Source organism: Amycolatopsis sp. cg13 (assembly GCF_041346965.1).
Lineage (GTDB): Bacteria > Actinomycetota > Actinomycetes > Mycobacteriales > Pseudonocardiaceae > Amycolatopsis.
Genome location: NZ_CP166848.1, coordinates 4629357 through 4652755 on the forward strand (window position 1 = coordinate 4629357; position 23399 = coordinate 4652755).

24 protein-coding genes are annotated in these 23399 nt (G+C 68.3%); 8 read left to right on the plus strand and 16 right to left on the minus strand.

Annotation, left to right across the window (positions count from 1 at the left end; genetic code table 11):
• Positions 1 to 57: 57 nt before the first annotated feature.
• The gene (locus AB5I40_RS21135) at positions 58 to 741 is read right to left on the minus strand and encodes a ferritin-like fold-containing protein (protein ID WP_182894358.1); all 684 of its coding nucleotides are present in this window, start codon (positions 739 to 741) and stop codon (positions 58 to 60) included.
• Between the two features lie 503 nt (positions 742 to 1244).
• Between AB5I40_RS21135 and AB5I40_RS21140 the strand changes: the two genes are divergently transcribed.
• Both AB5I40_RS21140 and AB5I40_RS21145 read left to right on the plus strand, forming a co-directional pair.
• Complete coding sequence (locus AB5I40_RS21140) at positions 1245 to 2852, plus strand: DEAD/DEAH box helicase (RefSeq protein WP_370940563.1); 1608 nt, start codon at positions 1245 to 1247, stop codon at positions 2850 to 2852.
• Positions 2853 to 3815: 963 nt separating this feature from the next.
• Positions 3816 to 4994 (plus strand): hypothetical protein, encoded by a 1179-nt coding sequence (locus tag AB5I40_RS21145; protein WP_370940251.1) that lies wholly within the window; start codon positions 3816 to 3818, stop codon positions 4992 to 4994.
• Between the two features lie 5 nt (positions 4995 to 4999).
• Here AB5I40_RS21145 and AB5I40_RS21150 read toward each other — a convergent pair whose 3' ends face one another.
• The 6 genes from AB5I40_RS21150 to AB5I40_RS21175 form a co-directional block, all read right to left on the minus strand.
• Entirely contained in the window at positions 5000 to 6115 is a 1116-nt protein-coding gene (locus AB5I40_RS21150) for a hypothetical protein (RefSeq protein WP_370940252.1), read from the minus strand.
• 148 nt (positions 6116 to 6263) lie between these two features.
• Entirely contained in the window at positions 6264 to 7112 is an 849-nt protein-coding gene (locus AB5I40_RS21155; RefSeq protein WP_182894660.1) for a PD-(D/E)XK nuclease family protein, read from the minus strand.
• Positions 7113 to 7205: 93 nt separating this feature from the next.
• On the minus strand, positions 7206 to 7835 hold the full coding sequence (locus tag AB5I40_RS21160; protein ID WP_370940253.1) for a MarC family protein: 630 nt from the start codon (positions 7833 to 7835) through the stop codon (positions 7206 to 7208).
• A 1-nt stretch (position 7836) separates the two neighbouring features.
• Entirely contained in the window at positions 7837 to 8700 is an 864-nt protein-coding gene (locus tag AB5I40_RS21165; protein WP_370940254.1) for a PHP domain-containing protein, read from the minus strand.
• A gap of 65 nt (positions 8701 to 8765) precedes the next feature.
• Complete coding sequence (locus tag AB5I40_RS21170; protein ID WP_009072960.1) at positions 8766 to 9326, minus strand: PH domain-containing protein; 561 nt, start codon at positions 9324 to 9326, stop codon at positions 8766 to 8768.
• A gap of 22 nt (positions 9327 to 9348) precedes the next feature.
• Positions 9349 to 9534: a hypothetical protein gene (locus tag AB5I40_RS21175; protein ID WP_009072958.1), complete on the minus strand. Its 186-nt coding sequence runs from the start codon at positions 9532 to 9534 to the stop codon at positions 9349 to 9351.
• Positions 9535 to 9701: 167 nt separating this feature from the next.
• Between AB5I40_RS21175 and AB5I40_RS21180 the strand changes: the two genes are divergently transcribed.
• Positions 9702 to 10103 (plus strand): NUDIX hydrolase, encoded by a 402-nt coding sequence (locus tag AB5I40_RS21180; protein ID WP_370940255.1) that lies wholly within the window; start codon positions 9702 to 9704, stop codon positions 10101 to 10103.
• Positions 10104 to 10384: 281 nt separating this feature from the next.
• Here the strand turns inward: AB5I40_RS21180 and AB5I40_RS21185 are convergent, their stop codons facing one another.
• Both AB5I40_RS21185 and AB5I40_RS21190 read right to left on the minus strand, forming a co-directional pair.
• The gene (locus AB5I40_RS21185) at positions 10385 to 11497 is read right to left on the minus strand and encodes a DUF2332 domain-containing protein (RefSeq protein WP_370940564.1); all 1113 of its coding nucleotides are present in this window, start codon (positions 11495 to 11497) and stop codon (positions 10385 to 10387) included.
• A 32-nt stretch (positions 11498 to 11529) separates the two neighbouring features.
• Positions 11530 to 12033, minus strand: coding sequence for a MaoC family dehydratase (locus AB5I40_RS21190; protein WP_037815874.1), 504 nt, complete (start codon positions 12031 to 12033; stop codon positions 11530 to 11532).
• A gap of 329 nt (positions 12034 to 12362) precedes the next feature.
• Here AB5I40_RS21190 and corA point away from each other — a divergent pair, with 329 nt between their 5' ends.
• The 4 genes from corA to AB5I40_RS21210 all read left to right on the plus strand — a co-directional run bounded on the left by corA (position 12363) and on the right by AB5I40_RS21210 (position 15537).
• On the plus strand, positions 12363 to 13451 hold the full coding sequence (corA, locus tag AB5I40_RS21195; protein WP_037815877.1) for a magnesium/cobalt transporter CorA: 1089 nt from the start codon (positions 12363 to 12365) through the stop codon (positions 13449 to 13451).
• A 195-nt stretch (positions 13452 to 13646) separates the two neighbouring features.
• Positions 13647 to 14300, plus strand: a complete 654-nt coding sequence (locus AB5I40_RS21200) for a metallophosphoesterase (protein WP_370940256.1) — start codon at positions 13647 to 13649, stop codon at positions 14298 to 14300.
• Entirely contained in the window at positions 14297 to 15136 is an 840-nt protein-coding gene (locus AB5I40_RS21205; RefSeq protein ID WP_370940257.1) for a chromosome partitioning protein ParB, read from the plus strand. The genes AB5I40_RS21200 and AB5I40_RS21205 overlap by 4 nt, the downstream gene beginning before the upstream one ends.
• A gap of 53 nt (positions 15137 to 15189) precedes the next feature.
• Complete coding sequence (locus AB5I40_RS21210; protein ID WP_370940258.1) at positions 15190 to 15537, plus strand: ClpX C4-type zinc finger protein; 348 nt, start codon at positions 15190 to 15192, stop codon at positions 15535 to 15537.
• A 265-nt stretch (positions 15538 to 15802) separates the two neighbouring features.
• On the opposite strand, the gene AB5I40_RS21215 is transcribed toward AB5I40_RS21210, so the two are convergent.
• Together AB5I40_RS21215 and AB5I40_RS21220 are read right to left on the minus strand one after the other, a co-directional pair.
• On the minus strand, positions 15803 to 15997 hold the full coding sequence (locus tag AB5I40_RS21215) for a PspC domain-containing protein (RefSeq protein WP_344288589.1): 195 nt from the start codon (positions 15995 to 15997) through the stop codon (positions 15803 to 15805).
• A gap of 162 nt (positions 15998 to 16159) precedes the next feature.
• The gene (locus AB5I40_RS21220) at positions 16160 to 16660 is read right to left on the minus strand and encodes a DUF4265 domain-containing protein (RefSeq protein WP_370940259.1); all 501 of its coding nucleotides are present in this window, start codon (positions 16658 to 16660) and stop codon (positions 16160 to 16162) included.
• A 611-nt stretch (positions 16661 to 17271) separates the two neighbouring features.
• Between AB5I40_RS21220 and AB5I40_RS21225 the strand changes: the two genes are divergently transcribed.
• Positions 17272 to 18177, plus strand: coding sequence for a hypothetical protein (locus AB5I40_RS21225; protein ID WP_370940260.1), 906 nt, complete (start codon positions 17272 to 17274; stop codon positions 18175 to 18177).
• Between the two features lie 44 nt (positions 18178 to 18221).
• Here the strand turns inward: AB5I40_RS21225 and AB5I40_RS21230 are convergent, their stop codons facing one another.
• The 5 genes from AB5I40_RS21230 to AB5I40_RS21250 form a co-directional block, all read right to left on the minus strand.
• A complete protein-coding gene (locus AB5I40_RS21230; RefSeq protein ID WP_370940261.1) occupies positions 18222 to 19397 on the minus strand; it encodes an ABC transporter ATP-binding protein in 1176 nt (391 codons plus the stop codon).
• A 3-nt stretch (positions 19398 to 19400) separates the two neighbouring features.
• Positions 19401 to 20243, minus strand: coding sequence for a carbohydrate ABC transporter permease (locus AB5I40_RS21235; protein WP_370940262.1), 843 nt, complete (start codon positions 20241 to 20243; stop codon positions 19401 to 19403).
• On the minus strand, positions 20243 to 21190 hold the full coding sequence (locus tag AB5I40_RS21240) for a carbohydrate ABC transporter permease (RefSeq protein ID WP_370940263.1): 948 nt from the start codon (positions 21188 to 21190) through the stop codon (positions 20243 to 20245). Before AB5I40_RS21240 ends, AB5I40_RS21235 begins: the two co-directional genes overlap by 1 nt.
• The gene (locus AB5I40_RS21245) at positions 21187 to 22506 is read right to left on the minus strand and encodes an ABC transporter substrate-binding protein (RefSeq protein WP_370940264.1); all 1320 of its coding nucleotides are present in this window, start codon (positions 22504 to 22506) and stop codon (positions 21187 to 21189) included. Before AB5I40_RS21245 ends, AB5I40_RS21240 begins: the two co-directional genes overlap by 4 nt.
• A 295-nt stretch (positions 22507 to 22801) precedes the next feature.
• Positions 22802 to 23329, minus strand: coding sequence for a general stress protein (locus tag AB5I40_RS21250; protein ID WP_370940565.1), 528 nt, complete (start codon positions 23327 to 23329; stop codon positions 22802 to 22804).
• Positions 23330 to 23399: the final 70 nt, after the last annotated feature.

Below are 23399 nucleotides of genomic sequence, written 5' to 3' on the forward strand. Positions count from 1 at the left end.
AACCGAAGCGGGCCGCCCCGGTGGCGTGCGACCAGCAGGTGATTCGCGACCACTCGCTCAGCCCAGCCCCAGCGCCTGCATGCGCTTGGTGTGCCCTTGCTGCAACCGGCGGAACAGCGCGCCGATTCCCGCGAGATCGCCGGAACCCGCGACGATGAGTTCGGCCAGGCCATCGCGTTCGGCCACCACGTATTGCGCCTGGGTAAGCGCCTCGCCGAGCAGCCGCCGTCCCCACAGCGCGAGCTTGTCGCGGGCCTTCGGATCGGCCTTGATCCCGGCCGCGACTTCGCGCTCGGCGAACGCCGAATGCCCGGTGTCGGCGAGCACGGTCAGCACCAGGTCCTTGGTCTCGGGGTCGAGCCAGCTCGCGATCTCGCGGTAGAGATCGGCCGCGAGCCCGTCCCCGACATACGCCTTGACCAGCGACTCCAGCCACGACTTGGGCCGAGTGGAGCCGTGCCACGCGTCCACTTGCGACACGAACGGAGCCATCGCGTCCTCGACCGCGACGCCGTTCGCGGCCAGATGCTTCGTCAGCAGATCGAGGTGCCCGATCTCGGCGGCCGCCATCGACGCGAGCGCGGCGCGCCCGGCGAGCGTCGGCGCGCTGCGGGCGTCCTCGGCCATCCGGTCGAACGCGGACAGTTCCAGGTAGGCGATCACGCCGAGCAGGTCGACGACGCCTTCGCTGATCGCGGGCGGGGAGGTGGGGGGCGCGGCAGCTTCAGCGGGGTCGGTCACGGCGACGAGGGTATCGCCGAACCGCAGGCCCGCGCCGCGAAGAGACCGATCCCACGCCGCGCCGCCGCGCCCGGTATTCCCCGGAAAACACCTGACCAGGTACAGTGGGATCGGATAAACAGAGCTTCGCCGCGCCGGACCGGCTTTTTCCGAGAGGTCCCTGGAGCGGCGGGAACCAGGCGAGCGGCCGGTGCCACCAGGGCGACCGGGGTTCGCCGCAAGTGTGCGTGCACGCCTCCTAGCGGCATTCCCGGGAGGGCGGCTCCGGCACCACTGGCCTCCAGCAGACGAGGCCGCAGGTGCGAGTCAGGCCCCCGGTCGAGTGTCGAGTGACAACCGGCCTGTGCGCGCTGGTCACGAGAGAGGCGATCACCCTGACCGCAGAACAGTCCACAACCGAACAGACCGAACCCGCGCAGGCCACCGCCGCTGTCGCCCTCGAGCACAGCGAAAACGGACCGGCCGCGCTGGACACGTCGCACCCGCTGCAGGCCGGTGCCCCGGTGGCCGAGGAGTCGCCGACGTTCGCGTCGTTCGGTGTGAAACCCGAAATCGTCAAAGCGCTCGGCGAAGCCGGAATCGAGCGCACCTTCGCCATCCAGGCGCTGACCCTTCCGCTCGCCATGGCCGGCGACGACCTCATCGGCCAGGCCCGCACCGGCATGGGCAAGACGCTCGGCTTCGGCGTCCCGCTGCTGCACCGCGTGCAGGTGCCCGGCGACGGCACCCCGCAGGTGCTGGTCGTGGTCCCGACGCGCGAGCTGTGCATCCAGGTCGCGAACGACCTGAAGGGCGCCGGGAAGCACCTCGGCATCCGCACGCTGGCGATCTACGGCGGACGGCCGTACGAGCCGCAGATCGAGGCGCTGCGCAAGGGTGTCGACGTCGTCATCGGCACGCCAGGGCGGCTCCTCGACCTCGCCGAGCAGCAGCACCTGGTGCTCGGCAAGATCCGCGGGCTCGTCCTCGACGAGGCCGACGAGATGCTGGACCTCGGCTTCCTGCCGGACATCGAGCGGATCCTCCGGATGGTGCCGGACGAGCGGCAGACCATGCTGTTCTCCGCCACGATGCCGGGCCCGATCATCACGCTCGCGCGGACGTTCCTGAACCAGCCCACGCACATCCGGGCCGAGGAGAACGACGCCGGCGCGATCCACGAGCGCACCTCGCAGTTCGTCTACCGGGCGCACTCGATGGACAAGACGGAGCTGATCGCGCGGGCGCTGCAGGCCGAAGGCCGCGGGCTCACGATGATCTTCAGCCGCACCAAGCGCACCGCCCAGAAGATCGCCGACGACCTGGTGGAACGCGGTTTCGCGGCCGCCGCCGTGCACGGCGACCTCGGCCAGGGCGCGCGTGAGCAGGCGCTGCGCGCGTTCCGCTCGGGCAAGGTGGACGTCCTGGTGGCGACGGACGTCGCGGCGCGGGGCATCGACATCGACGACGTCACGCACGTGATCAACTACCAATGCCCCGAGGACGAGAAGACCTACGTCCACCGCATCGGCCGAACCGGCCGCGCGGGTCGCACGGGTGTCGCGATCACTCTCGTCGACTGGGACGAGGAACCGCGCTGGAAGCTGATCTCGGACACGCTGAACCTGGATCTGGCGGAGCCGATGGAGACGTACTCGTCGTCGCCGCACCTGTTCAGCGACCTGGGCATTCCCGAGGGCACGAAGGGCCGCCTGCCGCTGTCGAAGCGCACGCGGGCCGGCCTGGCCGCCGAAAAGGAAGAAGACCTGGGCGGCAAGCGCCGGGGCCGTCGCGGCTCTGCTGGGCCTTCTTCGCCTTCTTCTGATGAGGAAGCGCCGCGCAAGCGCAACCGCGCCCCGCGCAAGCGAACCCGCGGTGGCGCCCGCTCGGCCGCGGCGATCGAAGCCGCTGACGCCGCCGCCCCGGCCTCCTCGGGTTCGGACCAGCAGGAAGACCGCCCCCGGTCGCGCCGCCGCACCCGCTCGGGCGCGGACGCGACCGGCCCGGCGACGTCCGCCGGCAACGCCACCCCCGCGACGACGTCCGACTCCGGAGAAACCGGAGACCGCCCGGCACGCCGCCGCCGTCGCCGTCGTCCGTCCGCATCTGATACACCTGCGTCGGCAGACTGAGCGACACACCGGGGAGTCAGTTACGTGAACGACCACGGGAACGGCGAAACGCCCCCCGAACCTGGATCGAACGTAGCGGGCACTCCCGCGAATCCCGACGAACGCCCCCGGCCGGACCTTCCGGCCGGGGCGCACGTCTCGGAGGACGCTGGTTCGTCGCCGGATGCTTCGGGTGCTGGTGGCGGGGATGCGTCGGATGCGTCGGCTAGGACTGTGTCTGCGGGCCTGAACCCGTCGGCTACGGACGCCGATCTGCCGACTCCCGGGGGCTCGGCCGAGAAGCCCTCCGCCGAACCGGCTTCACCTGTTGGGAACCCGGCCTCGCCGACCTCCGGCAGCCAAACTGACGCGGCTTCTGCTGAGCCAGCCGAGGCCGCTCCAGGCTCCGATGTGCCAGCCACCGGCAACGTTTCCGCTGCTGGCTCGACCGTTTCCAGCTCACCGGCCACCGGCCCCGCAACACCAGCCATCGGCAACGTTTCCGCCGCTGGCTCAGCCGTCTCCAACTCACCAGCCACCGGCCCCGCGACACCAGCCACCGAACAGGCTTCCGCCGAGGCAGCTGCAAGCTCCGCCACGCCAGCGACCGGCGACTCCGCCGGAAACACCTCCGCATCAGCCGCTTCGCAGGCCGCAGGCCCCGGCGCGCCTGCCTCCGGCGACTCCGCCGCATCAACCATGCCCGGCTCGCAGGCTCCGAACCATGTCGCGGCAACCACCGAACAGGCTTCCGCCGAGCCACCCGCGTCGGACCCCCGGCACGCAGGCCCCAACGCCCCGATCCCGCCGGTCACTCCCGAGGAACAAACCGGCCCGATCGCGCGCGTCACGGACGCCGGGGTCGCCAGCACCCCCGCCGAGCCCTACGGTTCCGAAAACCTCCTCCCCCGCCGATCCTCAACGAATCCCGTTGCGACGCCAGGAAAAGCCCGCCGCTCGCCGTGGAACCGAGGGCGAGACCGCATGATCGCGGGGGCGATTGTCGTGGTGGTCGCAGTGGTCGCCGCGATCGTCGCCGCCACGAGCGACAACCTGCACACCAGCCGCGCCCTGGCGGATCAGCCGCACGCCCTCCCCGCGCCGCCGTCCGCGGTGCCTGGATCGATGACGCAGCTGTGGCAAGCGCCGAGCTCCGCGACACCGATCCCGATCGGACAGTCCGACACCGTCACCACCGCGGACGGCAGCGAGGTCGCCGGCCGCGATCCGCTCACCGGGCAGATCCGCTGGCACTACACCCGCGAAAACCTGCAACTGTGCACTGTGGACGCTGCCTGGGGCCGCGTGAACGCCGTGTACCACAAGACAATGGGCTGCAGCGAGGTCACTCAGCTCGACCCCGCGACCGGCCGCATCACCGCCCAGCGCAACGGCGACGCCGAACTGGGCACCCGCCTCGTCAGCGACGGCAGCCACGTCACGACCACCGGCAAACATCTCCTCGACACGTGGCGCGACGATCTCGTGAAGAGCATGGAGTACGGCAAAGTCCCGTTCCTGCAAAATGCGAACAAGCAACCGCGCCCCAACTGCACTTACGGAACGGTAGCAGTGGGCGCCGACAAAATCGGCGTGATCGAACGCTGCCCCGGCGACCGTACGGATCGCCTGACCGTCTACAAGGCGACCGCCGAGCACGAGGACGAACCGAAGGTCACCTACACCGCCCTGCTGGCAGGCAAGCGGGCCCGGGTCGTCGCGATGTCGGGCGACCTCACCGGCGTCCTGTTGCCGGATCAGAAGCTGTACGTCGTCTACGGCGCGGACGGCTCGCAAAAAGCCGCCTACCCCATGGATCTCCCCGCGTCGGACGTAGCGAATGACCCGGTCGGCGGCACCGAAGCGACGACCCGCACCGCAGCCGGGATCTATTGGTACACCGGCTCGAAAACCGTCGCCCTGTCCCGAGACGACCTCTCGCCCCGCTGGACCCTGGACGGCACGCTCGGCCCCGGAATCACCTTCGCGACCCAGTTGGTAGTCCCCATCCGCGGCGGCCTCGCCGTGCTGAACGAAGAGAATGGCGCAACGCTGCGCACAGTCGGCGTCGACCGCGGCGCCTACGCGGGTCCGATCCGCCTCACCGCGCTAGGCCCGGTGCTGCTGGAACAACGCGGCCCGACCGTCGCTGCTCTTCGCTGAGCGCCTCAAAACCACCACAACACGCCGAACGCCACCCCCGCGACGACCAGCACCCCAGCCCCCGCCAACGCCGCCACCTTCCCGACCCGGCGGTCGGCGATCCGTTGCAGCGCAAGCACAATCACCGCTGCCACCGGATGCCCGACGAGCTTGAGCACTCCCGGCCCGGACGCGCCGTTCACGAGACACAACACGCCGACGACCAGCACCCCGACGGCCAGGACTGCCATTCCAGCGGCGACCGAACCGGTGAACCCTCGCCACCACCTTCCACGGGGTTTGGGCCTCGCGGATGGTTCGATGTGCGCGGGTGCCGTTGACGCTTCGCGGCCGCCGGTTGCGCTGCCTTGCTCGGGTGTTTCATGGATAACCGCAGCCGCGCGGCTCACGTCGGTGCTGTTGGCCGACGCCGAATCATGCATAACCGCAGCGGCACCCACCTCGGCATTACCGGCCGACGCCGAGTCATGCATAACCGCGGCATCACTCGACGTCGAGTGATAGCCAACCTCTGCACCATCGCTCACGACGCGCCCGTTTGCCGCCGGATCATGCATAACCACAGGAGCGCGCCCCGCCGCCACACGACTGCCCGCCTCGCGCAGCGCCTCGCCGCGACCGGCAGTCAAGCGATCTTCCACCGCCTCGCCGTTTAAAGTCGCGCCATCATTCCTGCTCGCGCTGTCGACGCGACCAGCAGCCGCGCCACCCGGCTCGGTGCTGTTGGCCGATGCTGAGTCATGGATAACCGCGTTCTCACCGTGCGCGAGACCTTCGACCGCAGGCGGGTCATGCACAACCGCAGAGTGACCCACCCTCGGGTCATGCGCGGCTTCTGCACCATCGAGCACCGTAGCGTTGTCCTCCCGCGAAAACCCTCGCGACGCCACTGCCGCGCGCTTCTCCACCGCAGAACCAGCCCCAGCGCAGTCCTCGCTCGCACGGCCGCCGTCCGAGGTCGCGCCACCGCGCGCAACGGCACCGTCTCCGTTCAGGCTCGCGGTGTTGCGCGCATCCGAGCCATCGCTGTCCGCACGGCCGTTTCCCGCGTGCGCATCGGCGTCCTCAGCACGACGTCCGTCGCGAATCCCGCCCTGCTCAGCGGCAAGATCCGTTGTCACAGCAGCAAAATCCTTCCTCGCTACCCCGCGAATCCCCGACCCGCCACCAGCAGCACCGCGGCCCCGCGCACTAGCCGCACGGCGAGCCGTTTTCTCCATCTCCGGTGACGCCACGTTCCTCGGGTCCCATCCACGTCTCGGGAAATCCCTACGGCGCAAGCAAATCCCACGGCTGCGCGGCAGGAGCGGTCTGCTGTCCCGCCACGCAGCTCGGGCGGAAGTCGCACCATGCGCAGCGGCGGTCGGGGCGGGCGGGGAACAGCGTGTCTCCATCACCGCCCGCGTCCAGGGTATCCGCTGCCAACCGCAAATCTCCGGCGGTCTCCTCGGCGCGTTCCAAGTGCCGCTTCAAGGTTTCCGGCGTGTGTTCCGCCGCGGCGATCGTGCCGGACGGCAAATGGTGCAACTCGACCTTCGTGCACGGCATGCGCAAAGTGCGCGTCGCGGCTACGGCGTACATCGCCAAAGCTTGGGACGCGCGGGCCTCGTGTTCGTCGGGTGCTCGGCGGCCGGTTTTGTAGTCAACGATCACCAGTTCGCCGCCGCGCTGGTCGATGCGGTCGGCTCTGCCTTCGATGATCATCGTGGGGCGGCCGCCGGTGGTGCTGACCGGGGCGGAGACCCAGCGTTCCAATCCCACCGGATCGTCGCTGACGTCGTTGTCCTCCACGTACTCCGCGACCCAGCCCTTCGCTCGCGCCCGGTAGCGCGCGGCTTGGTCGTCGTCCGCGAAACCGGCGTCCTTCCAGTGCTCGGACACCAGCGCGATCCCGCGCTGCGGCGTCCGTTTCGCCACTGGCAGGTCGAAAAGCGCCCGCAAGGCGTTGTGCACCACCGCGCCCAGCGTGCTGTGCGCCCACGGCCCGGTGCGCTGCGGCGTCGGCCGGTCGAGATAAGCCAGCCGGTACCGGCGCGGGCAATCGTCAAAGGTGCTCAGCCGCGCCGGCGACACCTTGGTGAGCCGTTGCGGTTGCTCGACGCCGAAGTCGAACCCCATCTGTTCTTTCACGCCGCCCCCTTCCATCGACGCCCACGCTACGCACCCCCACCGACACTTTCCGGCGTGGCCCCGGCGCGACCCCGGCCCGGGCTAGCCGCCGGCGATGAAGCCCTGCACCGAATTCGCGACCAGCTCCACCGCGATCGCGGCGAGCAGCAGGCCGGCGATCTTCGCCAGGAGCGTGATGCCGCTTTCCTTGATCAGCCGGATGACCACGCCGGAGAACCGCATACAGGTGTACAGCACGAAATGCACGGTCACGATCGCCAGCGCCAGCGCGATGTACGCGCCGACATGCCCGTCGGCCTGGCGGACGAACACGATGGTCGCCGCGATCGCGCCAGGACCGGCCAGCAGCGGCGTGCCAAGGGGAACGAGGGCGACGTTGACGTCCTCAGCCGCCTCGGGCTCGTTACTGCCCGCATTGCCGGTGAGCAGCTGCAACGCGATCAGCAACAGCAGCAGCCCGCCCGCACCCTGAAGCGCGGGGATCCCGATGCCCAGATACGCCAGGATCGCCTGCCCGGCCACCGCGAACAGCGAGATGACCAGCAGCGACACCAGCACCGCCTGCCGGGCCGCTTTCACCCGCGTGGCCATCGGTTTGCGGCCGACCAGGCTCAGGAACACCGGCACCGTGCCCGGCGGGTCCATGATCACGACGAGGGTGATCGTCGCGCTCATGAAGAGCTTCGCGTCGAAGAAATCCGAGACGGCCATCTCAGCCCTTCACCACTTGGAAGCCGGTCGCCCGCCCCACCAATTCCTCCAGCTGGTCCGGTTCGGTCGTTTCCTGGCCGAGCCCGATGGTCTTGTTCGTGCCGTGGTAGTCGCTGGACCCGGTGCGGATCAGGCCCAGCTCGTCGGCCAGCTCGCGGGTGCGCGCCCGGGTCGCCGGATCGTGGTTGGGATGGTTGACCTCGACGCCGGTCAGTCCGCGAGCCGTCAGATCGCGCAGGGTGTCCTCGCTGATCGTCGCGCCGCGGCTGAAGGCGAAGGGGTGCGCGATCACGGTAACCCCGCCGGCCGCGGTGACCATGTCAATCGCTTCCTCGACCGGAGTGTCGCGGCGCGCGACGTAGTAGCCGCGGCGGCTGTGCAGGTAGTCGCCGAAAGCCTCGTCGACGGAGCTGACCAGACCGGCCCGGACGAGCGCCTGCGCGAGGTGCGGCCGCCCCGCGGGCGAATCCTCGGGCAGCAGGCTCAGGATTTCGTCGGCGTCGACCGGGAGGCCGTCGGCGGCCATCCGCTCGGCCATCCGCCGCAACCGGGTGCGCCGTTCGACGCGCAGCCGCGTCTGTTCCGCGACGATCGCGGGCGCGGTCGGATCGAAGAGGTACGCGAGCAGGTGCACGCTGATCTCGTAACCGGTGTCCGGGTCGATCGAGACCGTCGACAGCTCCGCACCCGGCACGAGCGTCATCCCGGCGGGCAGGGCGGCGGCGGCCGGTTCCCAGCCCGCGGTGGTGTCGTGGTCGGTGATCGCGACGACGTCGAGACCGGCACGCGCGGCAGCGCCGACGAGCTCGGCAGGGCTGTCGGTACCGTCGGAGGCCGTGGAGTGGGCGTGCAGGTCGATGCGCATCGGACCTATTCTCGACGATGCGCTGCGTCACCTCGGCGCCGGGACCAGTGCCGACGCGCCCGGGGTCAGCCGACCGGCTTCTTGCCCCGCGCCGCGCGCTGTGCCTTGATCATCGAGAACCGTTCGGCCTGCTTCTGCTTGTCGCCGAACACGAGCTCGGAGATCGTGTCGTAGAACTCCTCGGGCCGCGGCAGGTAGTCGATCCGGTTCAGCGCCTGGATCTGGCCCGCCGACTCGACGACCATCGTGCCGTAGCCCAGCATCCGGCCCCAGGCCGAACGCTGGTAGGTGAGGTCGGTGACCTTGCTGATCGGCATCATCAGCACCTTCGTGGTGAAGACGCCGGTGGTCATCACGAACCGTTTGTCGGTGACGACCAGCCGTTCGACCCACCATTCGATGATCACGTAGGCGAACCGCAGCACCACCGCCAGCGCGACGTACCAGAGGATGTTCTGCACCACCCACATCGAGGGCGGCAGCAGATACGACACCAGCACGCACACGATCAGCAGCGCGGCTGCTTCGAACGTGTCCCAGAGGAGCACCGCCCAGTGGCGGCGGATCCGGATGACCCGCCGCTCGGTGTCGAGGAGGTACTCGTCAGGGTCGCGTGGCGCGAACATAGTCCGAGGGTATCCCCTGCCGTCAGTGGAAGACGTTGCTGACGAACGTGATCACCGATTCGGCCGAGCTGCGGAGGAACTCAACAATGTTGCTGACAAGTCCCGCAGCATGTCCCGGCTGGGCGATCACGAAGAACAGCACCAACGCGATACCCACGAGTCCCGCAAGCTTCTTCGCGTTCACAGCGATCAATCCCGTCTCTTCCATGACACCCGGAAAACTGACTTTCTACGTTGTACCGCACTGACCACCCACGCGGGAGGAAAGTCCCGCGCATGGGTCAGCCAGCCGCTCGAAGTGTACCGTACGGCTACTCTCCGTGTACAGGTTCCTGAACGCTAGGGGGCGCGGCCAGGGTCGGCTACCTTCGCGGCATGGACGATCTCGAACGCTGCGTCGGCGGCATTGTGTTCGACGACCAGGGCAGACTCCTGCTCATCCGGCGCGCGAACGATCCAGGGAAAGGCCAGTGGTCACTGCCCGGCGGACGCGTGGAACCGGGCGAAACGGACCACGAAGCGGTGGTCCGCGAGCTCCGCGAAGAGACCGGACTGGACGTGAGACCGCACACATTGGCCGGGTCCGTCGTCCGCGGGGTCTACGACATCCACGACTACGAATGCACGTGGACCGGCGGAATCCTCACCGCGGGCGACGACGCCACCGACGCGCGGTGGGTCAACTCGGCCGAACTGGTCAATTTAGACGAAGCGGGCCACCTGGTGGACCAGCTCCTGATAACCCTGCGTGACTGGAATGAGTTGCCCGCCGCGTAACTCAGAGCGGTTATTTACGCATTGCCGACGACGGCGTCCGCGATTCGGAACGGATTGCGGAGTTGTCGGAAAGTTTCCCCATCGTTCAAGCATCCGCGATGAGCACGGAAAATGCGCGGAACGCGTATTCGATATCGCCGGACGCGCATCGGTTCGGGCATCGCAACCAGCTCGGAGCACTGTGACTGATGGGGTGAATGTGACACAGGTTACGCAGGGTGCGGAGGGGGGTCGTGAGTGGCGATCACGGTTCTAACCGGGATCGCCACTCACGAGACAGCTCAGGGCAGCCAGGTCATCCGCTGCCCGTGCGGCGCCGTCCGGGCCAGCGCGCGGGCCTCGGGTTTCCCGTTTATCCAGGTCGTCAGCCCGAGCACCGCCATCGCGGGCTCGCCGTCGGCCGAATCGCCCGAGGACAGGTCGTCCCGTCCGGGCAAGACCGTTTCCAGCCCAGCCTTGTAGAACTCCTGGCTGACCCACCACACCGGCCGGGTCGAGGACAGCCGCCCCAGTTCGGCCACGAAGTCCGCCCGCCGGTCCCAGACGTATGCCAGCGCGTGGCTCGTCAGCACCACCAGCGGCAGTTCCTCCGGCAGCCGCGCGGCCGCCGACGCAAGGTCGTCCACCGCGTCCCCGGCGATCAGCTCCGGGGTGTGCTTCCGCTGTTCCGCGGCAGCCGTGCGCAGCAGCCGGATCCGGTCGACCTGATCGGCCCAGACGCACGCCTCCAGCCACGCCAACTCGTCCTCGTCCGAAAGGTCCACCGGAGCCCGGTCCAGCCCCGCTCGGGCCGCGACAGCGACCTTCTTGGGCAGCTTGGGCAACTTCGCGCCGTCCGCGACATCGATCGCGCAGTGCAGCCCGACCGCGGCCTTAGCCGGGCCAGCGGTGAGCTGCTCGCCACCGTCGCACTGATAGCGGTAACCGAACCGGTCGAGCCCCAGCAGCAATCCCGCGCTGCAGCCGACCTCGAGCAGCGCGATCTTGCCGCCCGCTTCCTTCGCCGCCGCCGCGACCGCCGGGTACAGCAGGGCGGCGCGACGCACCTCGTTCGTCTGCGTGTAGCGGGTCGAGATGATCTCGCGAGCCTGGTCCGCGCGCTCCAGCAGGAACGAGCGGAACAACGGCCACGTCTCGCCGTCGACGCCGTCGAAACCGCCGACCGACGGGTAATAGCGCGACAGCGGATGAATCGGATCCGCCTGCACCAGCCGGTGCGCGGCGGCGAACAGCAAGGTGCCGCGCGCTTCTCCGCCGCGGGCGTCGGTCAGGAGCGCGGCGACGTCGTCGTCCTCGGCCGCGTGCGTGGCGAGGTGGTCGTACAGCGGCGAAACCCCGCGCGCCTCCGTCTCGGCGAACCTGCGCAGCGTCTGCTTGATCTTCTCCAGGGCGATGGCCACCCGTGCTCCTCTTCGCGGCGGATCGATCACTCGTGCGGCGTCGGGCGGCCGGGCTGTTCGCCGCCGCGGGTGTCGCCGTAGGACCGTTTCGGCACCATCACTTTGCGCCGGAAAATGCACACGATGGTGCCGTCCTGTTTGTACCCCCGTGTCTCGACATACACCACTCCCCGGTCGTCCTTGGACTTCGACGGGGTCTTGTCGAGCACCTCGGTCTCGCCGTAAATCGTGTCGCCGTGGAAGGTCGGCTTCACGTGCTTGAGCGATTCGACCTCGAGGTTCGCGATGGCCTTCCCGGACACGTCGGGCACCGACATGCCGAGCAGCAGCGAGTAGATGTAGTTGCCGACCACGACGTTCTTGCCGAAATCGGTCGTCTCGCCCGCGTAGTGCGCGTCCAGGTGCAGCGGGTGGTGGTTCATCGTGATCAGGCAGAACAGATGGTCGTCGTATTCGGTGACGGTCTTGCCGGGCCAGTGCTTGTAGACCGCGCCGACCTCGAACTCCTCGTAATACCGGCCGAATTGCACGCTTGCGCCTCCTGTCCGGGTAACACCTGCCGAACCAGGTGCGACACGTATCCGTGGTGAGGAGTACCCTCGACCATCGGTGATCGCGCGTCAACGCGACCCCTGCCACTTCGCACGCCCTGGCGTGCCCCGGCCGAAAGGAGGTGAGGAACCGCTCATGAGCAGTGGTGATAGTCCGCTCCCTAGTAGTACGTGCGTTCCCGCCCCGCCGGTCGGCCTTTCCCCTTCCTGGTAGGCCCGCGTCCGGGAACTCACGGTGCCGCCGGACGGACTCCGCAGTCCGCCTGGCCGTCGTCTTCGTGCTTCACGACGTCTGCCCAGGAGAACCCATGCCTGCCATTCCCTCGCTTGGCGGCCTTCGCGGCCGCGGCAACAACCGGGCCAAGGCCAATCTCGACCGGCCGATCCCGGTGCCGCTGTCGGCGTACGTCGTCGATTGCGCGGTGTATGTCGACGGCAAGCGGCTGCCCGGGCGCTGGACGCACGCCGAGGCGATCCGCGAGGTGCGCAAGCGGCACGCGGGTTTCGTCTGGATCGGCCTGCACGAGCCCGATTCCGACCAGATCCAGGGCATCGCGGACACCTTCGGCCTGCACGAACTGGCCGTCGAGGACGCGCTGGAGGCGCATCAGCGGCCGAAGCTGGAACGCTACGACGACACGCTGTTCCTGGTGCTGAAGACCGTCCGCTACGTCGAGCACCAGTCGCCGACCACGGCGAACGAGATCGTGGAAACCGGCGAACTGATGGTGTTCCTCGGCCGCGATTTCGTGATCACCGTCCGGCACGGCAACCACTCCGGCCTCGCCCGGCTGCGCCGTGACCTCGACGACGACCCGGAGCGGCTCGCCCTCGGCGCGGCGGCGGTCGTGCACGCGATCGCCGACCACGTGGTCGACCACTACCTGGAGGTCACCAGCCGGATCGAGGCGGACATCGACGAGATCGAGGCGCAGGTGTTCGCGCCGCGGTCGTCGGTGAGCGCCGAGCAGATCTACCTGATGAAGCGGGAAGTGCTCGAACTGCGGCGCGCGGTGGTCCCGCTCGCCACGCCGGTGTCGCGGCTCGCCGAGGGCTACACGCGGCTGGTGCCCGACGAGGTCCGCTCGTATTTCCGCGACGTCGCCGACCACCTCGCGACGGTGTCCGAACGCGTCGCGGCGTTCGACGAACTGCTCAGCACCCTGGTCGACGCGACAGTCGCGAAGATCTCGCTGCAGCAGAACACCGACATGCGCAAGATCACCGCGTGGGCGGCGATCATCACGGTGCCCACGATGGTCGCGGGCATCTACGGCATGAACTTCGACTACATGCCCGAGCTGCATTGGCAGTTCGGCTATCCGATCGTGGTCACGATCATTCTCGCGATCTGTCTGCTGCTGTACCGAATATTCCGGAAGAACGGCTGGCTGTAGCCACCCTCGCGGTCCCCCTTTCTTCCCCCGGTTGCAGGAGGTTTGTCTCGTCATGTCCCGGTTGCTGTCCAACCTCAAGTTCTGGGCCCTGGCCCTCTGCCTCGTGTGGATCGTCGGCATCGTCGCGATGATCGCGCTCAACCCCGGGTTCGCGCACGGCATGAAGTGAAGCCGCGTGCGCCGTAACCTTGGCGCATGCCGAAAGCGCTGGTGGTGGCCGACGAGGCCGACGAGCGGCTGTGGACCTCCGCGGTCCGCTCGCTGCGGGTCGACCTCGTCGTCGCCGCCGGCGATCTGCCGTTCGCGTATCTCGAGTTCCTCGCCGGCATGCTCGACGTGCCGTGCGTGTTCGTTCCGGGCAATCACGATCCGGACCTGAGCGGCTTCACCCGTTACGGCGGACTGTCCATGAAGGACGGTTTCCCGACCGAATGGCCCGGCCCGGCCGGCGGAATCAACGCCGACGGCCGGATCGTCGACGTCGCCGGTCTGCGCATCGCCGGGCTCGGCGGTTCCATCCGTTACCGCGACGGCCCGAATCAATGGACGCAACGCCAGCAGGCGCGCCGGGCCCGGCGGCTGGAACGGCGTTTCCGGTGGCGGAAATGGCGCGATGGCAACGGAATCGACATCCTGCTGACGCATTCGCCGCCGCGGAATCTCGGCGACCGCGAAGATCCGCCGCACCAAGGTTTCACCTGCCTGCACCGCACGATCGAAACCCTGCGGCCGCAATGGCTGCTGCACGGACACATCCATCCGCACGGCGAACCGGTGCCCGACCGCGTGGCAGGGCATACCCGGATCCGCAATGTGGTGGGCTATCAGGTGATGGAGTTCCCGCGATGACCCGACCGACCGGTTTCCCGCGCGCTGACGCCGAAAACGACTTCCTGCGAGCCCGCCGCCGGCAAGTGCTGTCGCGGCTTTCCACGTGGCTGCGCCGGGAACCCGACGACGTCAACATCATGCTGCCGTTCCACGAAGTGGTGCAGGCGCTCGGTTACGTCAGCGAAGCGCGGATCGGGACGCGAGTGATCACTTTGGACTCGATCGTCGGCACCGTGGACCGGAGCCGCGATTTCGACCGCCGCTTCCGTCCCACTTCCGCCCGGGTCCGGCAACGCTGGGAACGACTCGCGCTGGCCGCCCGCCGCGGCGAAGCGATCCCGCCGATCGAGGTGTACCGCATCGGCGAACTGCACTTCATCATCGATGGCCACCACCGGGTTTCGGTCGCACTGGCGCAGGGACTGTCCACAATAGAAGCTTCGGTGATTGCCGTGCGCACCAAGCTGAATCCGAGCGGCATCCGGTATCGCGGCGACCTGATCGTGAAGGACTACCGGCGGCTGTTCCTGGAACGAGTCCCGCTGTCCGGCCATGCCCGCGCTTCGGTGCTGGTGACGGATCCGTGGAACTACGCGCAACTCGGCGAACACGTCGAGGCGTGGGGTTTCCGGCTCATGCAAGACGAAGGCCGGTTCACCGACCGCGCGACCGTCGCGCAACGGTGGTTCGACGAGGAATTCACGCCGGTGGTGGCGATGCTCCGGCAAGCCGACCTGATCGGCGACCGCACCGAGGCCGAGGCGTACCTGTGGGTCGCGTGCGAGCGGTACCGGCTGATCCGGACGCACCGCTGGGACGAGGAGGTCATCGAAACGCTGCGCTCCCAGCAGTGACTTGTCAGGTCTCCCCTGACGTGTCAGGCTAGTCCTGACACTGGGAGGTTTTCATGACTTCGTACTGCTCGTTCTGCCTGAAACCGGCCGACGAGGTGGCCAAACTGATCGCCGGATCGGGCGTCTACATCTGCGATGGCTGCGTCGGGCTGTGCGGCCAGATTCTGGCCGGGGAACACGAGCCTGGAACGCCCGAGGTGACGCTGTGGGAGCGGAAATCGGACGAGGAAATCCTGGAGAGCATCCCGCGGATGGCGAAGGTGAGCGCGCAGACGGACGCGCGGATCCAGGAGCAGGTGGATTTGCTGCGGACGCGCGGGGTGGCGTGGGCGCGGATCGGCGAGGCGCTGGGCGTGACGCGGCAGTCGGCCTGGGAGCGGTTTTCCGCCGAGCGGAAATGAGACTGGCCCCCTCCCGTTTGGTGGCGGGAGAGGGCCGATCGATCTCAATGGCTTTGCGCGGCCCGTCCGGGCCGATCGATCTCGATGGCTTGCGCGGCGCGTCTGGGCCGATCGATCTCGATGGCTTGCGCGGCGCGTCTGGGCCGATCGATCTCGATGGCTTGCGCGGCGCGTCTGGGCCGATCGATCTCGATGGCTTGCGCAGCCCGTCCGCGCCGATCGAGCGTCGCGGGCGGCCGCCCCTTCAGACAGTTCGCTCGGCGGGTCAGTCGCTGGGGATGATGGCCCACAGGATCAGATATCCGATGAACTGCGGCCCCGGCAGCAGGCACGAGACCAGCGCGAGCACCCGGATCTTGCCCGGCGTGGTCCCGAAGCGACGGGCCAGCCCGGCGCAAACGCCGCCGATCATGCGCCCCTCTCGCGGCCGGCTCAGCCGGTGGGTGACAGGTGCGGTCATCGTGTTCCCCTCCCGTTTGGGTTCGTACCTCTATGTCACCACGACCGGCGCTGGGATACATCGCTCCGCGGGACGATCCGGACCCCTAAGGGGATGGGGCCCGGTACGGGGGAGGAATCGGGGTCGGGGCGGGGACTCGCAGCTCAACGGGCTGGCCGACCGCTACCCGGCGGCTTGCCATTCCCGGCTGACGCAGCCTTCCTCGTAAGCCCACGAACCGTCTGCCCGGCCCGCGTTGAGCACCCGCTTCGCCGCGACGAGATCGGCTTCCGGCGGGACGGTGAACCCGACCATGCCGAATTGGTCGAACCGTTCGCCCTCGAAACCGAACGGCGCGAAGCGGTCGAGCACGCGGCCCAAATCGCCCGCGAACGGGCCGTCCGGCCAGACGATCATCCGGATGGTGCAGTTCCCCGACCACTCCACCCGTTCGACGGGCCGCAGCACCCCGTCCGCGTCCGGCTCGACACGGAAGACGTCGCCCTCGGCCGCGTCGCGGGCGAACCACGGGACGTTGTCCAGCCGCACGTGGTCCGGCCGGTCCAGCGGAACCGCCCACAGCCCTTCACGGCTGAACGGCGGCCAATCCTCGCCGTCGGAGGGGAGTTCGAACACGACCTTGACGTGGGTCGGCTGATCTAGGTCGCTGGGTTGTTCAGGCACCGCGGAAGCTTGCCATTGTCTTCGTGCGGCGGAAACGCGGCCCGCCTCGCTCGATCACTGCGGCTGCGGCTGCGGCAGATTCTCGCTCGGTTCGGCGGACAAGCCGCCCTGGCCGCCACAGCCCGACGCGCCCGCCCGGCCTCGGCTCCCACTGATCGCCCACCGGCAACCCATGCCCCAGACCAATCCAGTTGCCCACCAGCAACGCACGCCCGACCGGGGCTCCCATCAACCGCCCACGCACCCACCGACCCAGGTGCCCGCCAGCAACTCGCACACCAGACCAATCCGGGCACTCGCCAGCAAGCCCCACGCCCGCCCGGCCCGGGCTCCCACCGACCCGCCTCACCCGGATGCCACCGACAACCTGCACACCCAGACCAATCCAGGCGCTCACCAGCAATCCCCGCACTCGCCCGGCCCAGGCTCCCCACCGACCGCCCAACCCGGGCTCGCCGACAACCCACGAACCAAACCGCCACGACTGCCCGGCGAAGCCCGCTCCCCATGTGCCCGTCAAAAACTCCCCGACCAGCGATGATGACTCAGCGAATTGTGGGATTTCCCGGCGGGGGCTGGATTTTTCGCCACTCACGGTGATACTGCACCCCGTGCGTAACCCACTCGGAGTCCTCGCGGTCGGCTGTTCGGTGCTTCTCGCCGCGAGCGTCGGATGTTCCGCGGAGTCCGCCCCGGCGGAGCAGGCGCAGTCCACGCCGGTGCCGCTCACCGCGATCGCGGCGCTCGGGGACTTCGCCACGCTCGATTACTGCAGCCTCCTCGACCCGAAGCGGCTCAAGAACACCACCGCCGACACGCCCGATTCCTCGTTCACCGCGTGCCAGGCGGACTTCGTCCAGGCCGGGCGGCCCCGCACGGTCACTGTCGGGCCGCTTGCCGCCGATCGCGATCCCAACATCAAGGCTTACGACTACGCGGGCAAGGTGCCGGACGGGGTTTCCGTTCAGCAGGCCGGTTTCGTGCCCGAACGGTCGTGCGGGCGGGCGATCACGTTCGCCGACGGGGTCCGGCTGGCCGTTTCGATCACCGACGGGGACGATCGCGGCAGTGCGGAGGACCGGTGCGCCGCGGCGGACGACGTCGTCGGCGGGGTGCTCGACGCGGTGACCGGCAATCGGGTGCGGCATCCGCAGTTGCCGGACCGGTCCTGGGGGCGGGTGGATTCCTGCGCGATCCTCGGCGCGTCCGGGGCGCAGGGCGGCGACGCGACGGCCGGGATCGCCGGGCATTCCTGCATTCTCGACAAGGTGAGCCTGGAGTTCGCGGTGGTGCGCCAAGCTCCGGCGGGGCCGTCGGAAACGCTCGGCAACCGGATGGCGCGGGTGGCCGCCGACGGGGCGTTCTGCCGGGTCCGGACGGTGCAGCCCTCCCCGGCCACCCCGGGACGCGCCGAGCAGGCGACGGTGAGCGTGGTCGACACCAGCGGTGCGGGCGGCGAGGCGGCTTGCCCGGCCGCACGCACCGCTGCTGCGACGGTCTTCTCGCGAATCCCCTGAGCGTCCGTGAAGGGCTCGCGAGGAGCCCTTCACAGACCGTCAGCTCAGTCGGAGTAGGTGAGGTTTCGCCCGTTGGACGGGTCGAAGAGCTTCACCTTGTCCGCGTCGAACGAGATCCGCAGGTCCTGGTTCTCCGCGGCGGCCGATTCGGCCGACAGCCGGGCCACGATCAGCGATTCCGCACCGGGGACGTCGGCCGAACCGCTGTCCGCGGCCAGTTCCGCCAGGTCGGCCGAGCTGGCGACCCCGCCGTCCACGGTGAAGTGCGCGAACTTCTCCGAACCCATCGACTCCAGCACGTCCACGTGCGCGGTGAAGGTCGCGCTCTCCCGGCCCGATTCGGCCAGTGCGGCGTCCTCGAAGTGCTCCGGGCGGATGCCCATGATCACCTCGCGCGGGGCGTCCGCCGCTTCGGCCATCCGGCGGATCCGGTCGGTGAGCGGGGTGGTGCCCAGCGAACTGCGGAGCTCCCCGTTTTCGAGCGTCGCGGGGACGAAGTTCATCGACGGCGAGCCGATGAATCCGGCCACGAACAGGTTCGCCGGGTTGTCGTACAGGAACTGCGGCGAACCGATCTGCTGCACGTACCCGGCCCGCAGCACCACGACGCGGTCGCCGAGGGTCATCGCCTCGGTCTGGTCGTGCGTGACGTACAGCGTGGTCGTGCCCAGCTGCTTCTGAATCTTGGACACCGAGGTACGCATCTGGCCGCGCAGTTTCGCGTCCAAGTTGGACAGTGGCTCGTCCATCAGGAACGCCTTGGGGTTGCGGACGATCGCCCGGCCCATCGCCACCCGCTGCCGCTGCCCGCCGGACAGGTTGGCCGGTTTGCGGTCGAGATGCTGGGTCAGGTCGAGGATCGTCGCCGCTTCCTCCACTTTGGACCGGACGATCTTGTCGTCCACTTTGGCCAGCCGCAGCGGGAACGCCATGTTTTCCCGCACGCTCATGTGCGGGTACAGCGCGTACGACTGGAACACCATCGCGATGTCCCGGTCCTTCGGGGCCTTTTCGTTGACCCGCTTGCCGTCGATGCGCAGTTCGCCCGAGGAGATGTCCTCCAGCCCGGCGACCATGTTCAGCGTGGTCGACTTCCCGCAGCCGGACGGGCCGACCAGGATGATGAACTCGCCGTCGGCGATCGTGATGTCCACTTCGGACACCGCGAGCGCGCCGTCGGGGTAGCGCTTGGAAACCTTGTCGAGAACGATTTCAGCCATGGGTCAGCCCTTCACCGCACCGGACGTCAGCCCCGCCACGATGCGACGCTGGAAAAACAACACGAACAGGATGATCGGCACCGTGATCACGACCGCAGCCGCGCACACCTGGCCAGTCGGGTCCTCGAACTGCGAGGACCCGGTGAAGAACGACAACGCCGCCGGCACCGTGCGCGACGACTCGGTGGACGTCAGCGAGATGGCGAACAGGAAGTCGTTCCAGCAAAGGATGAACACCAGGATCGCCGTGGTGAACACGCCCGGCGCGGCCAGCGGCGCGATTACCTTCCGGAACGCCTGCGCCGGCGTCGCGCCGTCCATCTTCGCCGCCTTTTCCAGCTCCCACGGGATTTCCCGGAAGAACGCGGACAGCGTGTAGATCGACAGCGGCAGCGCGAACGTGATGTAGGGCAGGATCAGCCCCGGCCAGGTGTCGAAAAGGCCGAGTCCGCGTTCGATGTTGAACAGCGGGGTGACCAGCGAGACCTGCGGGAACATCGCGATCAGCAGGGAAAGCCCTACCAGCAGTTGCTTCCCGGGGAAGTCCAGCCGGGCGATCGCGTACGCCGCCATCGTGCCCAGCACCACCGCGATGACCGTGGAGATCACCGCGATGCCGATCGAGTTCACCAGCGCGCGCAGGAACTCTGTGGTCTGGAAAATGTCCGCGTAATTCTTGAGCGTCCATTCCACCGGGATGAAATTGCCGTCGGTGAGCGTCGCTTTCGTCTTGAACGACAGCGAAAGCACCCACAGCACCGGGACGATCGCGAACACCAGCACCAGAATGTCGAGCAGGCCCCAGCCCACTTTGCGGCCGGTCGTGGCCGCACCTCCGATGGCCATCAGCGCTTCCCCCCGTCGTCCGTGCCGGGCGCGGCGGTGCCGAAGACCTTGATGAAGAGGAACGCGATGATCGCCACGGTGATGAAGATCAGCACCGCCATGGTGGAGCCGATCCCGAGGTTGAGCCCCTTGACCAGGTTGTCGTAGGTCTGCATGGACACCGATCCGGTGTCCTGCGCGCCGCCGGTGAGCACGTAAATGTTGTCGAAAATGCGGAACGCGTCGAGCGTGCGGAACAGCAGCGCGACGAGGATCGCCGGTTTCATGACCGGCAGCATCACCTTGGTGAACCGCTGCCACGCGGTCGCGCCGTCCATCGCCGCGGCCTTCAGCAGGTCGTCGGGCACTAGCGCCAGCCCGGCCATCAGCAGCAGCGCCATGAACGGCGTCGTCTTCCACACCTCGGCGAGAATGATGATGAACAGCGACGGCCACTGGTCGGTCAGCGGTGCGACGCCCTCGCCCAGCGCGTTCGCCAGGTACCCGGTTTTGGGCGTCCACGCGAAATACCACGAGAACGCGGCCACTACGGTCACGATGCCGTACGGGATCAGCGCGACGGTGCGCACCAGTCCGCGGCCGACGAGCGTGCGGTGCATGATCAGCGCGAGCCCCATGCCGAGCACGAATTCGATCGCCACCGAAACCACGGTGAGGAACATCGTGGTGCCGAACGCGGTCCACCAGTAGGAATTGGTGAGCACCGCGGCGTAATTGGAGAATCCGATGAACTCGTGCTGCGACGGGAACCGCAGGTCGTAGCGCTGCAGCGAAAGCCAGACCGAATAGATGATCGGGTATCCGGTCACCGCGATCATCACGATGAAGGCGGGCGCGCACAGCCAGAGCCCGAGCCGCCGTTCCGCCTTCTTGCCCTCGGAAAGCGCGGGCTTTCCCTTGCGGTGCGCCGCTTCCTGCGTGGTCGCGGCGGGATCCTGGACGGTCACGGGATCACTCCCTTCGACTGGAGCGCGTCATCGAGCTGTTCCCGCATTTTCTGCGCGGTCGCTTGCGGATCGATCGCCGACGGCGGGGAAATGATTTTCGACATCACCGTGGACAGGTTCTGGTACACCGGCGTGAGCGGCCGGACCGCGGCGGTTTTCAGCGCCGACAGAATGGCGTCGCGCATCGGGTACTTCTGCGCCATGTTCGGGTTGTCCGCCGACACCGGCTTCGCCGGGTCCACCGGCACGTCGTCGTGGTACACCGACTCGATCGTCGGCGGCACACCGTCGTTGATCGCGGACACCTTCTGGTTTTCCTTGCTGCGCAAGCACAACGCCGCTTCGTACGCCTCGGGCTTGTGCTGCGAGTAGGCGCTCACCGCGAGGTCGAACCCGCCGATCGTGCTCTTCGAGGGAATGCCCGCCTTCGCCTGCGGATACACCGCCCACTTGAAGTGCGCCAGGTCCTGCGGCTTTTCCTCGGCGTAGGAGGCGTAAACGAACGGCCAGTTCAGCTCGAACGCGGCGCCGCCGCCCTGGAACGTCCGCCGGACGTCGTCCTCCTTCTGGTTCGTCAGCGACGGATCGGTGATCCCCGACGACGTGACCTTCTTCAGCAGTTCCAGCGCCTGCACCGCGCCCTCGTCCATCACCACGGATTTCCCGTCGTCGGACAGGATGTGCCCGCCGAGCGATTCCACCAGCGTGTTGTAGATGACGACCAGGCCCTCGTACTGCGCGCCGGTGAACACGACGGAATACGGTTTGTGCTGGCTCTTGAGCTGCTGCGACATCTGCATCATCTCGTCCCACGTCTTCGGCGGGGTCGGGGTGAGGCGGTCGTCGTACCAGAGCAATTGCACGTTGGTGTTCTTCGGCGCGGCGTAGAGCTTTCCTTGATACGTCGCGGTTTCCAGCGGGCCTTGCAGCACGCCCTCGGAAGCGGCCGTCTTGTTCTGTCCGGTCCACTCGTCGACCCAACCCGCCTCGGCGAACTCCGAGACCCAGGTGACGTCGAGGCCGAGCACGTCCATCGACGTGTCGCCCGCGGCGAGCCGCCGCGCCATCTGGATCCGCTGGTCGTCCGAACCGCGCTGCAGCTTGTTGTAGACGATCCGGTACCGCCCGGCGGCGGCCTTGTTGCAGTTGTCGACGACCGTCTGGAAATGGTCCTCCGGGGAGTAGTAGACGTTGATCGTCGTCCCGGAAGCCGTTCCGCAGCCTGCCGCCAGGCCGCTGGTCAGCAAGCCCGCGGCGAGCAGCGCCCCCGCGCGGGTAGGTCCTCGTTTCTTTCCGCTGGGCCGTTTCTTCCCCATCCAAGCCTCCTCGCGTGTGCACACGGCACCGTCCGGCGCCGCCCCCAGACAGCACGCCGCGACGAGGCGGACCCGAGCCAGCACCCCGACGTGCCAGTTGCCGGCAGGCCGCGCTGGAGGACACGACCGGCCAACCGGTGTCGGACAACCTATGCCCGGCGATCACCCGCCGCAAGCAGGGTCGGTAACGATTCAGCCAGGTGCGCGCGAACCATCGGAAGGACGGGTGAAAAAGTCCCGTGGGTATTTACGCCGTGGCGGACGGCGGCGCGGGTCTGGCCTCGTGAAGGCGAGTTCAAGCCGTGGCGGGCGGCGGCCGCAGCGCCAGCTTCGCGAGCAGCTCGCGGCCCTGCTCCGCGCTGCGCGGCTGGCACAGCACGTCGTACCGGCCGGCGACGAGCTGGCTCGCCGACGAGAAATCCCGGCGCCCGCGCGACGTGCGGTATCCGATCGCGGAGAACGCCAGCCCGGACAGGACCCCGAGCACCAGCCCGGTCAGCAGTTGCAGCGTGAAGCCGCCCTGGTTGACGAACATCCCCAGCAGCAGCCCGGCGAAGAGGCCGAACCACGCGCCCGACATCGCGCCCGCGGCGAGCACGCGGCCCCACGACAGCCGTCCGATGACGCGTTCGACCAGCATCAGGTCGACGCCGACGATCGTGACGTCGGTGACCGCGAACTCGCTTTCCGCGAGGAAATCGACCGCCTGCTGCGCCTCGCCGTAAGTCGAGTACGACCCGATCGGCCAGCCGGACGGCGGGGTCGGGAGCCGCGGCAGCCCGGCCTGGCCCTGACCGCCACCAAAGGGACTGCTCACCATCATCACCTGCGCACTCGTCCGGTCCGAGGGCTCCATCTTGTCAAGAACCGGCGGAGCGCGCGAACTCCGGCGA

What these genes read in the sequence shown, in the direction of transcription:
- AB5I40_RS21145 (WP_370940251.1), top strand. Translation starts at nt 3,816, where the DNA reads ATGATCGCGGGGGCGATTGTCGTGGTGGTCGCAGTGGTCGCCGCGATC.
- AB5I40_RS21155 (WP_182894660.1), bottom strand. Translation starts at nt 7,112, where the DNA reads ATGGGGTTCGACTTCGGCGTCGAGCAACCGCAACGGCTCACCAAGGTG.
- AB5I40_RS21160 (WP_370940253.1), bottom strand. Translation starts at nt 7,835, where the DNA reads ATGGCCGTCTCGGATTTCTTCGACGCGAAGCTCTTCATGAGCGCGACG.
- AB5I40_RS21165 (WP_370940254.1), bottom strand. Translation starts at nt 8,700, where the DNA reads ATGCGCATCGACCTGCACGCCCACTCCACGGCCTCCGACGGTACCGAC.
- AB5I40_RS21170 (WP_009072960.1), bottom strand. Translation starts at nt 9,326, where the DNA reads ATGTTCGCGCCACGCGACCCTGACGAGTACCTCCTCGACACCGAGCGG.
- AB5I40_RS21175 (WP_009072958.1), bottom strand. Translation starts at nt 9,534, where the DNA reads ATGGAAGAGACGGGATTGATCGCTGTGAACGCGAAGAAGCTTGCGGGA.
- AB5I40_RS21180 (WP_370940255.1), top strand. Translation starts at nt 9,702, where the DNA reads ATGGACGATCTCGAACGCTGCGTCGGCGGCATTGTGTTCGACGACCAG.
- corA (WP_037815877.1), top strand. Translation starts at nt 12,363, where the DNA reads ATGCCTGCCATTCCCTCGCTTGGCGGCCTTCGCGGCCGCGGCAACAAC.
- AB5I40_RS21200 (WP_370940256.1), top strand. Translation starts at nt 13,647, where the DNA reads ATGCCGAAAGCGCTGGTGGTGGCCGACGAGGCCGACGAGCGGCTGTGG.
- AB5I40_RS21205 (WP_370940257.1), top strand. Translation starts at nt 14,297, where the DNA reads ATGACCCGACCGACCGGTTTCCCGCGCGCTGACGCCGAAAACGACTTC.
- AB5I40_RS21210 (WP_370940258.1), top strand. Translation starts at nt 15,190, where the DNA reads ATGACTTCGTACTGCTCGTTCTGCCTGAAACCGGCCGACGAGGTGGCC.
- AB5I40_RS21215 (WP_344288589.1), bottom strand. Translation starts at nt 15,997, where the DNA reads ATGACCGCACCTGTCACCCACCGGCTGAGCCGGCCGCGAGAGGGGCGC.
- AB5I40_RS21230 (WP_370940261.1), bottom strand. Translation starts at nt 19,397, where the DNA reads ATGGCTGAAATCGTTCTCGACAAGGTTTCCAAGCGCTACCCCGACGGC.
- AB5I40_RS21235 (WP_370940262.1), bottom strand. Translation starts at nt 20,243, where the DNA reads ATGGCCATCGGAGGTGCGGCCACGACCGGCCGCAAAGTGGGCTGGGGC.
- AB5I40_RS21245 (WP_370940264.1), bottom strand. Translation starts at nt 22,506, where the DNA reads ATGGGGAAGAAACGGCCCAGCGGAAAGAAACGAGGACCTACCCGCGCG.
- AB5I40_RS21250 (WP_370940565.1), bottom strand. Translation starts at nt 23,329, where the DNA reads ATGATGGTGAGCAGTCCCTTTGGTGGCGGTCAGGGCCAGGCCGGGCTG.